Source organism: Candidatus Nitrosocosmicus franklandus (genome assembly GCF_900696045.1).
Taxonomy (GTDB): Archaea; Thermoproteota; Nitrososphaeria; order Nitrososphaerales; family Nitrososphaeraceae; genus Nitrosocosmicus; species Nitrosocosmicus franklandus_A.
In genome coordinates this window covers 30707-45627 of record NZ_LR216287.1, presented here as the reverse complement: position 1 = coordinate 45627, position 14921 = coordinate 30707, and the positions used below count along the sequence as shown (strand labels likewise).

The window sequence follows — 14921 nt, the reverse complement described above, 5'->3', positions numbered from 1 at the left end:
TCAACCAAAAGTTAAACCTCCATATATGCACTTTTAGTTTCCCATTTTCCATGACTTTTTCTTATACCCGACTTAATTCGGTGTGTGTTAACTTTGCAACAAGTAATTTCAACTATAAGGACCTGTAACAAATACAAAGATTCAGACGATAGACCAGAAATGCTAGAAGCTTCTTGCAGGACCGACAACAAGAAGAAGAAAAGCATTTGATCAGCCTTTTCTTTACTCATTCTTTTTTACCGCATGCAGAACGGCAATTCAACCGTCACCATATTAGTTATAAAACTCGAATCAGATCTACAACATGTTTTTTTACCCAAAGGGTTTAGATGATAAAGTGATGCTCTTTGATTTGTCCAAAAAAGAGTTAAGGGTTGTCGAAACAATATGCCATAGCAAAAACCTCAAAGTCGTCTTCCATTAATGGGGTCGCTGCAATTCCCCAGGAATCTAATGAGGATTGGCCAGTTTGAAGAAAGGCAAGAGGAGCAACGGTATCACCAAGATATCGATAGTAGGTCACACCGGAAATTGCATAATCCCCAGGGTCGCACTGTGAAAATGCCTCAAATGGAGAAGTGTCATCTGTCACCTGTTCCGCGGTATAAATTTTACCCACTATAGATTGTGGTCCTGCTGGACCTTGTGGCCCTCTATCTCCCTTCTCACCAGTCGGTCCTTTAGGTCCAAGAGCATAGTCACCGATACTTTCAGAAGACAAATTGTTACAACTCAATGAAGTGATATCACCAGAAACACACATACTGTGATGGTTCGCTTCTTGGGAACTTGTTTCTGGTTGTGATGTATCATTATCATCGTCTCCATCCAGACCCAGATTGTTTCCGGATTGGGCAAGTACAATATTTAAGCATGAAGAATCAATTGAAAACATTGCAATTGCCATCACGACAATAGATAGCATTGTACTTCCGTAAATTTGATTCACAAAACGAAATTTCAGATTTGAAACTTAAGCGTTAAAGATAATTGATTAGTCAAAATTTTTTTTACAATTTCCAAAATCAATAGTTATATGGAGATAATACCCTACGAAAATGCTATGAATTTGTCATTGTTGTAGTCCGCAATTTAGTATCAATTAGTGTAATTTAGGCGGCGCCAAAAAATTCGAAGAAATAGAGATAAAAAAATGGAACGACCCTTACCAAAATTGATTAGATTTAGAGGAATGTTGTAATGTGGGTTATGGTATACTGGTCAAATCACAAGTTCAATCGTTTAATGGACTATCTACTCACACATTTTACCAAAGGGATCTTGCAGACTACTTAAAACTTGCTTGTAGTATGAACTAGTAATATCTTCAAGGCTTTAACGCTCTAATTGAGATGCTCCTAATCAGTCTCTTTTCTTGATTTTTCTTTTCCGAATCTAATTCCATATACGGTTTTTTATCCAGTATCTCGATATGATCAAAACCAGCATTCTTGATGCTTTGAATGTAATTCTCCTTGGTTAATGCTCCATCAATACAACTACACCAATTTGATTCGTTAACCTCCGAGGGATCCATTTCCTTGGATGTTATAAGATCAGATATCACCATTCTTCCTTTTCTATGCGGTTTCAATATTCGATAAATTTCTCGAAAAGTGTTCTCCTTGTTTGTTGTCAAATTGATGACGCAGTTACTAAGTACCACATCCACAGAATCATTATCAACAGGGATCTTTCTTTCGATATCACCCTCTCTAAATTCGACGTTTTTGTATCCATGTTTTTCAGCGTTTTCTCTCGCTTTTTGTAACATGGCTGTTGTCATATCAATGCCAATCACTTTTCCGGATGCTCCTACTACGTTGGCTGCCAGGAAAGCATCGATACCCGCGCCAGACCCCACATCAACCACGGTATCACCTTCGCCTACATCTCCAAATCGGGTAGGATTTCCACACCCTACTCCTAATATGGAAGATTCAGGGATTGTCCTCAACTTGTCAGAATCATATCCAATAGCCTTTGATGATTCGAAAGGAGTAAGTATGACCTTTGAAGTATTACAACAACCATTGGAGGGCATGCAACAAGAATTGGTATTTCCATCTATAGCAATTTTTTCATACTGCTCTTTGATTTTTTCCTTTAATTGAGATTGTTTACTCATTACCATATGTTTACAGAGGAAACTATTTAAATTAGTGAGAGTAAATTGATAAAGTAAGTGAACCCAAGTAAACAGAACGAGAGAAAAGAATCAAGTGTCAAGTCAAATCAGCTTTCAATTCTAAATGATAACAACTCTTGCAATTTCCGAGGCTATAGCATAGAGGATCTAATGAGGGAAACATCAGAGTTAAGAAAGATTGTTACAAAAAGAGGAACACTTGAGATTCTAATTCCACTATGCTGTTCGACAGATCCAGTTCGATATATAACATTTAGAAAATCTATGAAAGGTATCAGTAGTAAAACATTGACTATTCGTCTTAAGGAATTAGAAAAAAACGGAATTCTTTCAAGACAGTACTTTAACGAAATTCCTCCACGAGTAGAATATCGCCTAACACAAAAAGGTCAAGAACTTGTAGAATCGATCATAAGTCTGCTGCAGTGGATGAGGAAGTGGTCAGGTTAGTTAATCATATCTCAGACTTATAGTCAAACAAAACAAAGTAGCCTATTGGTTCTAACTTCGACCTCACATATATGGGACTTTCGCCTCGTCAGTTTCATGAATCCCTTCAGATATTACTAATTTGCAAACTTTTGATTTTTGATTTTGATTATATTTCCTAAATACCAACCCAGCCGCTACCATTTTTTTGACCTTATATGAGCAACATGAATACCGTTTTTAAATCAAAATCCATAAAATTCATGAATATAGTTAAGTAGTTCGGCTCTGTAATCTATTGCCTATAACATGAAATCCATTTTGGGTATAGTAGTAGACGATGAAGAGGAATTAGCTTCCCTATTTACTCAATTTTCCAAATTGATCTATAAACTCTTAAAAAATAAATTTTTACGTTTTGAATATAATAAATCCAACAATTTCTAGTCTTCAGAAATCGTAATTATTTAAATTAATGATTCGTTTACTAAGAACGCCACATCCATTATATAGTTTTGAGTATATTCTCTTGATGTGCAACGGTAATAATACCGTGTTGATGTATGATCCCTTTTCTGCATCATCATTTGAGATGTAAATTCAATGTCTAAAATATTTGGCGATATATTTTGCCATTAATAAAAAGTTTGAGATCGAGTCTATCAGATGACGTCAATGATCTTACAAAAATTGGATTAATTTTTTTCTACTCTATTGAGAAATGATTCAATATTAAAATGAATATCTATACCGAGTAACGAAATAATATTTTATGTCGCCTTTTTTAGACTCATTGATGAAAATAATGATTTGTTCGTTATTGGTTCTTGCCGCAATATTGGTTGCACCCATTTAGTTCTCATCTTTATAGAAATTTGCTTATTCACTATAGGAAAAAAGGCAGTCCATTGACTTCGATCGATATCCAAAATGTCGCCTTGACACTCGGTAAGCCAATTTATATGGAACAGTTCAAAGTTCCCCTGTCTTTATGTGATGATGATGATGAGAACAATAATGACATCGCGTACTCTAATAACTCCCTGTATTCGTAAGGGGATAGAACTTTAAAAGACCAGGAAATATCTACTACAGGTAGTGATATCATGGCTCCAAGGGATGATTGTACGAGTTCCACAACAAGTAGAGCGATTTTTATATCTCAAGATGGCAGTGCCAGCTATTCTTTTGAGGACATTGTAAACACTAAAGATTGCATGACACAAACGATTCAACAAATAGAAGAAACTAAATATTAATTAGATATATACGACGATAAATTAGAATTTCAGTTAGGTCCGGATTAAAATTATGGAGAACCTAGTACGTTGATTTGTGACGTGACAATGTTTTTAATTTTAATTATTGTAAGAATAAATGTCTTATATCCTATCTTTGTTTCGTATCAACACTTTGTTATACGCATTCAATTTGTAGGGTGATCTATAAATGGAATGGGAGTAATCTCAAAATTCAAAATCGTTGTTGAGTTATTTCTCCATTATTGTTCTAGTCTTACGACCATAAGATGGGGAAGGATTGAATTATAACCATTTGTAAGATAGAGTGTTGGTAGGATTCTAAAGGTAACAGGATTAATATTTAATCATACCCTTAGTTGATTCATCTTCTTATTCGTATGTTGACTTAAAGATTTACCTAGTTCTCATCAATTAGTTACAAAAGAAGAAACATTTCTTATCACTAACACGATGTTCTTTCCAAGAAAATAGTTATTATTTATATTGATAGCGTGATATTATTATTCTCTGATGCCCTTTAAGCGTATATTAGTACCTTTTGATACCTCCGAGTTGTCAGTAAAGGCTTTGGAAAAAGCTATGGAATTATCTGCAGAAAATCAAACTCAAATCTTTATCCTCCATGTAATTAATGAAATTCCAATACCAATTCGCTACTCAAAAATAGAGTCAAAAAACAATGAGGTGACTATTACTCCCTTGGCTAAGAAGATCCACGAGGAGATAAAAAACGAAATGATTCTGATTCTAGAGGATGTGAAAAATAAATATGCCACAAACTATATCTCTATCTCCACAGAAATTAAAATAGGTGATCCAGTAGAAATGATTGTCGATTTTGCTAAACAGAATAACATCGAACTTATAGTCATGGGTAGCATTGGGCATAAGGGAATTACTGGCATGTTCAAAAGATTAGGAAGTGTTGCAAGAAGAATTGTTGAAGAAGTAGAAATTGCCGTGCTAATAGTAAGATAAGAATCAAAAGTCGATTAATACAATATAATCTGATTATTCTAGTATAAGGAATAGACAGATCAATTGGCATTATTTACAATTAAATCTTGACCCTAATTCAGTAAATATGATTTCAATAAAAAATTTTCATCCTTTGAACCTGTTGTATAGAAGATTAAAAATTTTGACTAGAAGTTTTTCAAATTTTGAAGGCGTATTTCAACTACTTTCTTTTTCCTTATTAAATTGTACATCTTGATAACTTAAATCTAAGCAATTTTTCATTCACTTTTGTCTAAAAAACTGCTTGGTCATTCCTATCATAGTTTTGTTTTAGGCAAAGAGCAAACCCTACATGACCGCGATCATCAGCATTACAGGCTATACACCAAGGTATGCCGTCTCTATAACCAACTATAACGTCTTTCGAATAGATCTATCAAACAAAATGACATATTTATTGTCAAAATAGTCTTTTACTGCTATCAAAGTATCTCCAGAATTTGTATCTTTTGCCATTAGCCATTTCATAAATTCCATGGTACCGAAATCAAGGGTATACATTGCAGAATTTTTCTCAGATGTTTGGGACTTTCCAGACAAGATTTTCTTATCTTTCCCTTCTGATAGAAACATACTCAAAAAAGGTATTAAAGATATCTATACAATATCGCTTAATCTCTGATTTTTTAAAAGTATATAATTTTCCAATATCTTAAAAAGGCCTGTTTGAACTATCATCTATGTTTGAAGACCGATTCTTTTGCTACTGTTCCCTGTCTTTATCTTGTACTTTTGCTAATTTCTCTGTAAACTTCCATCCATACTTTATGACATAAGGAGCAATGAATGTTGTTATAATTGTCATCGTACCAATCATTGGTAGAATAATTGGACTTGCAGCTCCAACATCTATTCCCCCTTTTGCTACTACAAGTGCTATTTCACCACCTGAGGAGGAACAACCTAAGGCAGTTCTTGTAGATGTAAGATTGTTTAGTTTTTGGAGTCTGGCTGCAAGGTACACAGTCATGAATTTCGCCCCTATTGAAACTCCTATCAATATCAATGCAGGGACTATAAACTGGGGAATCAGTGAAAAGTCCATGAGCGCACCAACCGATACAAAGAACAATGCTGCAAAAATGTCTTTTACAGGATTAGCCAAAACACTTGTTACTGAGTGTGATCTAGACTCTGCAACAAGAACACCTGCAAAAAATGCACCTGCAGCAACAGATATTCCTAATTGAAATGATATAAAAGCAAATCCAAAAGCCACTCCTACGGCTGCGACTATCAATACATCGTGTTGATTGGTTTGTGCAATAATATCCATTATTCTAGGGATAATTTTAGAGCCCACTAATAACACTCCTGCAATAAACCCAAGGGTTATTCCTACAGAAATTATGATTTCGTTAAGAGCGAATTCTCCACTCGCACCTGTGGATTGAAATATTGCCAATAGTGAGATTATGAGGATATCTTCGATTATTGTTGTACCCAAGATTAAAGTAGCTGATTCGTCATTCATCATTCTGAGTTCTCCAAGAACTCTCATTATGATAACAGTACTAGTTACTGATATAGCAAGAGCAACAAAAAGACTATCGTAAAATCCTAATCCTAATGATTGTGCAACTATAAAACCTATGGCTAAAGTACCAAAGGCTTCGCTTGAAGCTATTACAATTGCTTTTCTTCCAACTTCTTTTAATTTTTGAATAGGAAATTCCATTCCAACAATGAAAAGCAATAATATCACACCCATCTCAGCAAAGAGGTTTAAAATATCGATGTTATGAATTAAACTAAAGGGAGGAGTAAATGGTCCAATTACGATGCCAGCAACAATTAGTCCTATTACTATAGGTTGCTTTAACTTGTAAAATAGTAACGTTGTGATAGAGGCGACTATCATGATAACAGTTAAATCTTGTATAGTTTGTACTATTGATGATTCCACAAGTAGAGTAGATTTCTACATTATTTATACAATTTCGAGTTACTAATTCCTTTGACACTCTCTTCTCTATTCAAGAGACAGTTCGATTTGATATAGCGCACAACGTAGACAATTTATCTCCTATTGAAGACATGTTTGGTAGCATTGCTCAAGGATTAATTTAGTCCAATAGCACAACAATATTTATCAAAATGTATGAAAAAATATGTTCTTATCTTTAATGAGATATATCATAATCCATCATTAGGGGTTTTTCTTAAGATGATCTCATGGTACGAAACATACTCTGAATGACCAATTCTGTATTTCACTAAAAACAAATTATGAATATTAACCTTGTTTAGTTCGGACTGTTTTTAGTGCTTCTCCCCACTCTATGACTTCATTTAACATTGTATTAGCTGTATTCTCATGGAAGGGCGAGGGTTTGAACTTTGAAAAGTTTTCAAAATCTGTAAATAGAGAAAGGTATACCTGAGCTCGGACAGTTGCCACCTTGACCTCTGCCATTACCAAACGCAATTGTTCAACTGCTCTTACACCACCGGCACTCCCAAAGCTAACAAATCCCGCTACCTTGTTGTTCCATTCTTTGAAGAGAAAATCAATAGCGTTTTTTAGTGCACCAGAAATCCCATGATTATACTCAGGAGTTACAAATACAAATGCGTCACATGAATCTATTTTTTCAGCCCATCGTTTTGTATGCTCTTTTGAATATTGACCCATAGAGGGTGGAATAGGTTCATCCAATAGTGGAAGATTATAATCTAAAATGTCAACTAGCTCAAATTCGGCATCACTTCGTTTCTTCGCAATTTCATATATCCACATGCCTACTGCTTCACTATTACGACCAGGTCTAGTGCTACCAATAATTATAGCAACCTTGAGTTTATGTGTAGTCATTCAAGTAGTTATGCAACAAAGTTATTATAAATCAAACTTTCTATAAGTTAGGATACTTTATGCAGATAATTTTTCAAACGGATTTTGAGTGATATTGTAGTTTAATACTGATTCTTTATAAGTGGTTTTGGAGAGATGATCAACGTCGTTGTATATGTTTGAACATACGAGCTAACAATCACAATCTTAGACAATATTCTTTTTAATTGCAACATATAACTATTATCATGTCCCGAGATTCTATCGATGCAACAGATTTTAAATTTGGACTTGTCGTGATAGATATGCAGAATGGCTTCGTAAGTAAAGATGGTTCTTACAGTCATTTGGGAATGAACATTCAAGAATATCAAAAGATCATTCCAAAAGTAAAGGAACTGATTGAGTTTTGTAGGACCAAGAATATACCAATATTTTATACAGAAGCTGTTAGAGAGGCTAGTGGTATAGATCTTTTAACCCGTTTTCACAGACTATTACCTTTAGCAAGAGAAGAGCGACTTAAAGTTCCTATAACTGTAAGAGGCACATGGGATGCCCAAACAATAGATGAAATTAAACCCACAGAAAACGATCTAGTTGTTATAAAGAGAAGAGATGGCGCATTTCAAGACACTGAACTGAGAGTTTGGCTTCAAAGTGAGGGAATTAATACATTGATATTTTGCGGAGTAGATACTTCCATCTGCGTGGAAACATCATTACGGGAAGCGTTTAACATTGGGTATGATGTAATTTTGGTATCTGATTCCACAGCTTCAGGAAACCAAAAACACTATGAAACAACATTAGAAAGGGTGAGAGACTACTATGGTCTTGTACTTGATACAACTCGACTATACAAATTAGTAAATGCACTTGGAGATTTAAAATCAGGCAAAATGGCTAGCAATGAGATAAATGAGAGATACGAAAAGTTTCTAAAAGAATTTCGACTGATAGATATACTGAAACAATAGCGTCATATGAGCAGGAAAGATCACGATGGCATTTCTTGCAGCAATTACATTATCTAGTTCCCTGGCATTCCTTCTACCAATGGGAACTCCTCCTAGTGCGCTAGTTTATGAACAAGGCAAAATCAAGGTTGAAGATATGATAAAGAATGGAATTGTACCTACTATTTTTGCGACTATTCTTTCAGTATTTACAATCTTTCTATTTCCATTGTTATTGCCAGAGATATCGTAATGAAATAAACAAAAGGGTAAATCAATTAAAAAAAATAAAAATCTATTTGTAGGGAAGGTTGCTGCAGCATCATGATTGCGAAATCCATATGCATCTGAATCATATTACTGCGGGTGCTTAGAGTCCCAGACTTTCATCATTGTCGTCGTGCTCTTAAATACCCAATTTGTCTTTCATAGTCTTCTTTAGAAATGAATCCTTCATCGTAAATCTGTTTGAATATTTTTGCCTGTTCGTTTGTAAGAAGGTTATCTCTATATTGCTCTTTTGTTGGGTCTGTATCCCAATATTGGATTTCTACTTTGACTTTTTTTGATACGGTGTTCTTCTAGATGGATGTTATCTAGTTTTAACTTTAGGATGCTGTATTTTTCATCCACATTGGGATCGTAAACCGTGCTAACTGCAACGTTGTCGCGGCCCAAAAAATCAAACTCTAAAATACTCATTGTTCAATCACTCCAAAATTCAGTTTATAATAGCCCTTAGTTTTTCACGATACTCTAGCACTTTTTTGATATGCTTGCAATGTATTTTGAAATTAGAGTAGTGATAGGATTTACAATGACACATCCAGTCGTTTTTAGACCTAGAGAAATAGACTTTGTAAAAATCTGATTTTTGTTGTTTTTTGTTTTTGTCAAATGGTTCATCAGGTCGGGGGCCCCGAACCACTTTTTTTTAGAATGAGATATACCTTCACTAGAAACTAGATACCACTGCATAACAGGGTCAAAAGAGACTATCATTTTTTCTCACTATCCAAATATTTTTTCTCACGTGATCAGTCCCACCAGTAGTGCCAATATTCACTTCCACCATCACATGAATCGCAAACCCTAGCATAGTGAATACAATCATCTGGGTCTAAATCGGATACAAGATGTTTAGGTAAGTTTCTTTGGGGACTTTTTTGATTCAATTTTTTAAAAGGAGTTGTCATTCTTCTAACAACCTTTCTTGATGTATATTTTTGTCAATCTTGATAGGCTTTGGTAATTTACCATATAACCATCTTTGAAACATTGATTCTTTCATCATTTCTATTTGTTCTTTGTTTGATACTTGATACGGTTCGATTGTTACTATTTGATCACCATTTTGAAGGTCATCAAGTATTACCGTCGATACACTACCCATATCTGAAATTTTGTAACCTAAGACAAATGCGGGAAAATTCATTTTGTATACTGCTCTTTGAAAGGATTGAAATTGTGAATGTATCTATCATACAGATAGTTAACCACGGTGCCTTCACAGGTTTGAATTGCTTTCTCTTTTGGCATCTCGTTGAGAAGGTCAAGTTTACAAACATATCTAGTTGCAATCATATTGATAATTTGTAGTCGTTCACCTAGCATCTGAAGATCAATTGGAATTTGCTGGTGTGACATGATGGCCAGTATCTTTGAAACCATCTCTGTGTATGATGACGTTAGATAGTAGTCTATTAGGAATCGGAATTTTTCATCAGATATACCCCTGATTATATTTTCCATTTTTTAGCATAAGAAAAATCAATATATAACGAGCAAAAAAAGTGGGGGGCCCAAGATTGGAGTCCATGTTATGCAACAAACAAACACACAAACAAACAAACGAGTTATGGAATCAACACTCACTAACCCTTTTGTCTATTCCCCCTTGGGCCCTAACTGTCTGTTAGGTGACTCCCCATTTGCACCTACACTATAGTTATAGAAAAGCTAAGCTATTAACCTTTTGAAATTAGAAATCACGCTTGTAAAATGTCGACCAGGAAAAAATTTTGATCGGGTCCAGAGGGATTTGAACCCTCGACCTACTGCTCCGCAGGCAGTCATTCTATCCAAGCTGAACTATGAACCCATGTTTTTTTTGTTGTTAATTTGTATAAAATTCTTTTTAATCTTTTTAGCTCAATGAAAGGATTATAAGCAAACAAAGGGGAAATATAGTTAATAATTATCTTGACCTCTTTTCTGAATGAATTAAACAATAGAATCCTTCTTTTTGATGGAGCAATGGGTACAGAGATTCAAAAATTCGCACCCAAAGAAAGTGATTACCTAAACAACAAAGATGGCTTTAACGACAGTTTAAATTATACGAGACCAGAGTGGATTAAAAAAATTCATATGGATTATATCAAAGCAGGAAGTGATTGCATCGAAACCAATACTTTTGGAAGTAACAAGTTAAAGTTGGATGAATTTGGAGAGGGTGATAAGACTATAGAGTTTAATATCAGAGCAACTTCACTAGCAAAGGAAGCAGCATCGGAATTAGGAAAACAAGTTTTCATTATTGGATCTATGGGACCAACTGGCTTTCTCCCAAGTTCTAATGATTCCGATTTAGGTAATATTCCATTAGATGAGATAGAGGAAGCATACTATTTGCAGGCTCAAGGTTTAATCAGCGGAGGATGTGATGTACTTTTAATTGAAACAGGTCAAGACGTATTAGAGATGAAGTTAGCAGTTGAAGGATGCAAAAGGGCCATGGTAAAATTGGATAAACACATCCCCATTATATCAAATATTACTTTAGACCAGTATGGCAAGATGCTTTTGGGCACAAATGTTCAGTCTGCATATACAACGTTATCCAATCTTGGAGTTAATGTTTTTGGGCTGAATTGCTCTACAGGCCCGGTTGAAATGACTCCAAGTGTACAGTGGTTATGTGAACAAAAAGAGATACCTATTTTAGTAATGCCAAATGCCGGTATGCCAATTAATGAGAATGGTATGGCAAAATATCTGATGACACCCAGTGAGATAACTACCAAGTTATCAGAATTTGTAAAGAAATACGAGATGATTAGAATAATTGGTGGGTGCTGTGGAACATCCCCCGAACATATCACACAGTTGAGACAAATGCTGGACAAGTTGGATCAAACAAAAGGCCAAAATAGTGATGATTATGCAGATGTTAGTGTAAGTAGTGGTAGTGGCGCTACTGCTAGTGGTGCAGAACAACCCGTCAAATAATCGGATCTACCAAGAATCTAATTAGATAACAATAAAAATGAAGATAAAATATAACGACAGTCCAAAGGTTTCGTCGGCCTTAAACTCTGTAGATCTATTTCAGAATCCACGACCCCTGATAATAGGTGAGAGGCTAAACTCTCAGGGGTCAAAAAAGGCCAAACAGATGGTATTAAACGATGATTTTGATGGTCTGATTGAAATAGCAAGACGTCAGGTAGAGGATGGAGCACATTGCATAGATGTATGCGTTGCTACAACGGAGCGTTCTGATGAAAAAGAGTTTATGGAAAAACTCGTAAAGAGGCTTAGTCTAGAGATAGAAGCCCCTTTAGTTATCGACTCGACAGATTCTAAAGTCGTAAAGGCTGCACTTAGACAAATACCCGGTGTGCCTATTATTAATTCCATCAATCTGGAGGGAGATGGAAGTAGATTTACTGACATCACTCCTTTAATGAAAAAATATGGTGCGCCTGCTATATCCATGTGTATTGGTCCAGATGGAATGGCCAAAACCAGTACCGAAAAATTAGCAGTCGCAAGTTTGATTTACAACAAGTCAATGGAAATCGAACTTAAACCCTGGCAGTTAATTTTTGATGTACTTACATTTACTCTGGCGACTGGCGAAGCAGAATATGTTAACTCTGCATCGGAAACTTTAAAGGGGATAAAACTGGTCAAAGAAAAATATCCCAAAGTCCTGACCACTCTTGGATTAAGTAACGTTAGTTTTGGGCTTCCTCCTCTGGCAAGAAAATTCCTTAATTCAGTATTCTTGTACCATGCAATTCAAAATGGACTTGATACTGTAATTATAAATCCAAAAGATATTATCCCTTACCCTCAAATTAGTAGATCAGACAGAGCTAAATGCGAAGATCTGATCTTTAATAACAGTAACAATGCTCTGGCAGAATTAATTTCACACTTTAGCTCAGACAATACCTCATTTCAGTCGCAGGGCGGTCAAAGTTCAAAGCAAAATAGTGTATTGGAACTCGACATGAACTGGGATGCAGGAAAAAGATGCTACTTTAGGATTGTAAATAGACTAAAGGATGGAATAGAAAACGATGTGGCATTAGCAATTTCAGACAGGAATCAATCAGATTCGCAAATGAAAATCGTCGAAACCCAAATGGACGAAAATGGGATCAAAAAAATCGAAATTAAAGGAGATAAAGAAATGTTACACAAGGCAGCAGTCGAGACTTTAAATGAAGTACTCTTACCTGCTATGAAAGAGGTAGGGGATAAATTCGGAGCCGGTGAACTGATACTCCCATTTGTATTAAAATCGGCAGAATGTATGAAGGCCGCTGTCGCAGAGCTAGAGAAATACCTTATCAAACAAGAGGGAATTAGTAAAGGAAAATTAGTATTGTGTACTGTTTATGGAGATGTACATGATATTGGGAAAAATTTGGTTAAAACGATTTTCATAAACAATGGATATGAAGTACATGACTTGGGCAAGCAGGTTCCGATACCAATGATTATTAACAAAATAAAAGAGGTAAATGCTGATGCTGTGGGATTGTCTGCTCTGCTTGTATCTACGTCAAAACAGATGCAATTATTCGCCGAGTTTTTGCGTGAAAATAGAATTGAAATTCCGGTTTTATGTGGAGGAGCGGCGATAAACAGCGATTACATTAATAGAATAGCAAAAGGAGATGGAACAATTTATGAACCAGGAATTTTTTATTGCAAGACTGCCTTTGAGGGTCTAAAAGTGATGAATAAACTGATGAGTAAAGAAAGAGATCAATTTATGAGTGATTGGATTCAAAAAATTACCAAATGGGAGGAAAGAAAATATGATACTTCAGCATCAAAAGCAAACTCGGAGGATTTTGTAAGCAATGTTAGACCGGTCAAAAATAAACCCGTTCCCCCAAGACTGAATTATGTGTACAGATTCAAAAATACTGATCTCTCATTGCCTGATATTTGGAATTACCTGAATAAAAAATCTCTTTTTGTACTTTCTTGGGGATTGAGAGGAAAAAGCGCAAAGGATCTAAGGAACCAATATGAAAATCTTCTCACAGAATGGAAAAATAAAGTCATAGAAGAAAACCTATTTGAACCTCAAGCAGTTTATTCATACTTTAAGTGCAGACGAGTAGGCAAGAACAATCTCTTGATAAAATACATAGACGAGAAACAAAACGAATCTGAGTTGATTTTTGAGTTCCCTAGATCTTCAAACGAACAGCACCTGTGTTTAGCAGATTATTTTGATTCAGAAGAGGACGATATCGTTGCTTTTCAGTCTGTAACAATGGGAAATAGAGTAGCTGAAATAATAGAGGAATGGAACAAGAATGGACGATACACAGATGCGTATTATTTACATGGATTAGCAGTAGAATCAACAGAAGCTCTGGCAGATTGGATTAACAATAGGATAAAAGAAGATTTGTCCTTAAAGGAAGGAGGTCTAAGATATAGCTGGGGATATCCAAGTTGTCCTGATATCACTCAACATTTTCTCGTCTGGAAACTCTTAAATCCGTCGATAAATGGAATGACACTCACAGAAAGTGGCCAGATAGTTCCCGAGTTTTCAACTGCCGCCATTGTTGTTCATAATCCGGTTGCACAGTATTTTACCCTGTAAGTGAAAATGTTTACTTTATTTTTTTGAAATTCCAAAATAACTTTATTATACTGCAACGAGTTTTGCATTTTCATGGGCAAAGTGGAAAAAGGAGTAAGCTGTAGTGTAAACGGATGTGAAGATTCTGCTGATAGATCGATGAGCTTGACAAAGGCAAAAATGTCACCTGATTTGGACTTTGACAGCTCTAAAAAACGCATTTATTTATGCAGAAATCATTATAAAGACTGGAAGAAATCTACCAAGTCAGACCGTGAAACCGAAAGAATGAGATGGGATTAGCGGGTAATCTTTTTAATAATTGGTCATAAGACAAATCTCCCTGTTTAATTTTATTATATAATATTCTACTATTAGAAATTCTAATAACTAAGTAAAGTAACCTAAGAGGAAAAAAGTAATAAACAGCTTTATTGGAATTTAATTATTAGTGAGTTGGTTTAAC

The 14921-nt window shown here is 35.2% G+C and carries 17 protein-coding genes and 1 tRNA gene; 7 read left to right on the top strand and 11 right to left on the bottom strand.

Annotation, left to right across the window (positions count from 1 at the left end; translation table 11 throughout):
- Window positions 1-11: 11 nt before the first annotated feature.
- The 3 genes from NFRAN_RS00205 to arsM all read right to left on the bottom strand — a co-directional run bounded on the left by NFRAN_RS00205 (window position 12) and on the right by arsM (window position 2128).
- A complete protein-coding gene (locus NFRAN_RS00205; RefSeq protein ID WP_134482528.1) occupies window positions 12-230 on the bottom strand; it encodes a hypothetical protein in 219 nt (72 codons plus the stop codon).
- A 137-nt stretch (window positions 231-367) separates the two neighbouring features.
- On the bottom strand, window positions 368-949 hold the full coding sequence (locus NFRAN_RS00200; RefSeq protein WP_134482527.1) for a collagen-like triple helix repeat-containing protein: 582 nt from the start codon (window positions 947-949) through the stop codon (window positions 368-370).
- A 378-nt stretch (window positions 950-1327) separates the two neighbouring features.
- The gene (gene arsM / locus NFRAN_RS00195; protein WP_232037897.1) at window positions 1328-2128 is read right to left on the bottom strand and encodes an arsenite methyltransferase; all 801 of its coding nucleotides are present in this window, start codon (window positions 2126-2128) and stop codon (window positions 1328-1330) included.
- Window positions 2129-2185: 57 nt separating this feature from the next.
- Here arsM and NFRAN_RS00190 point away from each other — a divergent pair, with 57 nt between their 5' ends.
- Window positions 2186-2599 carry a winged helix-turn-helix transcriptional regulator gene (locus NFRAN_RS00190; RefSeq protein ID WP_232037896.1) on the top strand — a complete coding sequence of 138 codons (414 nt, stop codon included), beginning with the start codon at window positions 2186-2188 and terminating at the stop codon, window positions 2597-2599.
- 1751 nt (window positions 2600-4350) lie between these two features.
- A complete protein-coding gene (locus NFRAN_RS00185; RefSeq protein ID WP_134482525.1) occupies window positions 4351-4818 on the top strand; it encodes a universal stress protein in 468 nt (155 codons plus the stop codon).
- 393 nt (window positions 4819-5211) lie between these two features.
- Here NFRAN_RS00185 and NFRAN_RS00180 read toward each other — a convergent pair whose 3' ends face one another.
- The 3 genes from NFRAN_RS00180 to NFRAN_RS00170 all read right to left on the bottom strand — a co-directional run bounded on the left by NFRAN_RS00180 (window position 5212) and on the right by NFRAN_RS00170 (window position 7675).
- Window positions 5212-5433 (bottom strand): hypothetical protein, encoded by a 222-nt coding sequence (locus tag NFRAN_RS00180; protein ID WP_145987971.1) that lies wholly within the window; start codon window positions 5431-5433, stop codon window positions 5212-5214.
- 130 nt (window positions 5434-5563) lie between these two features.
- Window positions 5564-6766: a cation:proton antiporter gene (locus NFRAN_RS00175; RefSeq protein ID WP_232037895.1), complete on the bottom strand. Its 1203-nt coding sequence runs from the start codon at window positions 6764-6766 to the stop codon at window positions 5564-5566.
- Between the two features lie 330 nt (window positions 6767-7096).
- The gene (locus tag NFRAN_RS00170; protein ID WP_134482522.1) at window positions 7097-7675 is read right to left on the bottom strand and encodes an NADPH-dependent FMN reductase; all 579 of its coding nucleotides are present in this window, start codon (window positions 7673-7675) and stop codon (window positions 7097-7099) included.
- Window positions 7676-7902: 227 nt separating this feature from the next.
- Between NFRAN_RS00170 and NFRAN_RS00165 the strand changes: the two genes are divergently transcribed.
- Both NFRAN_RS00165 and NFRAN_RS00160 read left to right on the top strand, forming a co-directional pair.
- Window positions 7903-8634, top strand: coding sequence for a cysteine hydrolase family protein (locus NFRAN_RS00165; protein ID WP_134482521.1), 732 nt, complete (start codon window positions 7903-7905; stop codon window positions 8632-8634).
- Between the two features lie 25 nt (window positions 8635-8659).
- The gene (locus NFRAN_RS00160; RefSeq protein WP_134482520.1) at window positions 8660-8866 is read left to right on the top strand and encodes an anion permease; all 207 of its coding nucleotides are present in this window, start codon (window positions 8660-8662) and stop codon (window positions 8864-8866) included.
- Window positions 8867-9120: 254 nt separating this feature from the next.
- On the opposite strand, the gene NFRAN_RS00155 is transcribed toward NFRAN_RS00160, so the two are convergent.
- The 5 genes from NFRAN_RS00155 to NFRAN_RS00135 all read right to left on the bottom strand — a co-directional run bounded on the left by NFRAN_RS00155 (window position 9121) and on the right by NFRAN_RS00135 (window position 10714).
- Window positions 9121-9315, bottom strand: a complete 195-nt coding sequence (locus tag NFRAN_RS00155) for a hypothetical protein (RefSeq protein WP_134482519.1) — start codon at window positions 9313-9315, stop codon at window positions 9121-9123.
- A 54-nt stretch (window positions 9316-9369) separates the two neighbouring features.
- A complete protein-coding gene (locus tag NFRAN_RS00150) occupies window positions 9370-9615 on the bottom strand; it encodes a hypothetical protein (RefSeq protein WP_134482518.1) in 246 nt (81 codons plus the stop codon).
- A gap of 190 nt (window positions 9616-9805) precedes the next feature.
- Window positions 9806-10048 (bottom strand): hypothetical protein, encoded by a 243-nt coding sequence (locus tag NFRAN_RS00145; RefSeq protein WP_134482517.1) that lies wholly within the window; start codon window positions 10046-10048, stop codon window positions 9806-9808.
- Window positions 10045-10365: a hypothetical protein gene (locus NFRAN_RS00140; RefSeq protein ID WP_134482516.1), complete on the bottom strand. Its 321-nt coding sequence runs from the start codon at window positions 10363-10365 to the stop codon at window positions 10045-10047. Before NFRAN_RS00140 ends, NFRAN_RS00145 begins: the two co-directional genes overlap by 4 nt.
- 274 nt (window positions 10366-10639) lie before the next feature.
- A tRNA-Arg gene (locus NFRAN_RS00135) sits at window positions 10640-10714 on the bottom strand.
- A gap of 101 nt (window positions 10715-10815) precedes the next feature.
- Here NFRAN_RS00135 and NFRAN_RS00130 point away from each other — a divergent pair.
- The 3 genes from NFRAN_RS00130 to NFRAN_RS00120 all read left to right on the top strand — a co-directional run bounded on the left by NFRAN_RS00130 (window position 10816) and on the right by NFRAN_RS00120 (window position 14758).
- On the top strand, window positions 10816-11844 hold the full coding sequence (locus tag NFRAN_RS00130; RefSeq protein ID WP_232037894.1) for a homocysteine S-methyltransferase family protein: 1029 nt from the start codon (window positions 10816-10818) through the stop codon (window positions 11842-11844).
- Between the two features lie 37 nt (window positions 11845-11881).
- Complete coding sequence (locus NFRAN_RS00125) at window positions 11882-14476, top strand: dihydropteroate synthase (RefSeq protein ID WP_134482515.1); 2595 nt, start codon at window positions 11882-11884, stop codon at window positions 14474-14476.
- A 72-nt stretch (window positions 14477-14548) separates the two neighbouring features.
- Window positions 14549-14758: a hypothetical protein gene (locus tag NFRAN_RS00120; protein WP_134482514.1), complete on the top strand. Its 210-nt coding sequence runs from the start codon at window positions 14549-14551 to the stop codon at window positions 14756-14758.
- Window positions 14759-14921: the final 163 nt, after the last annotated feature.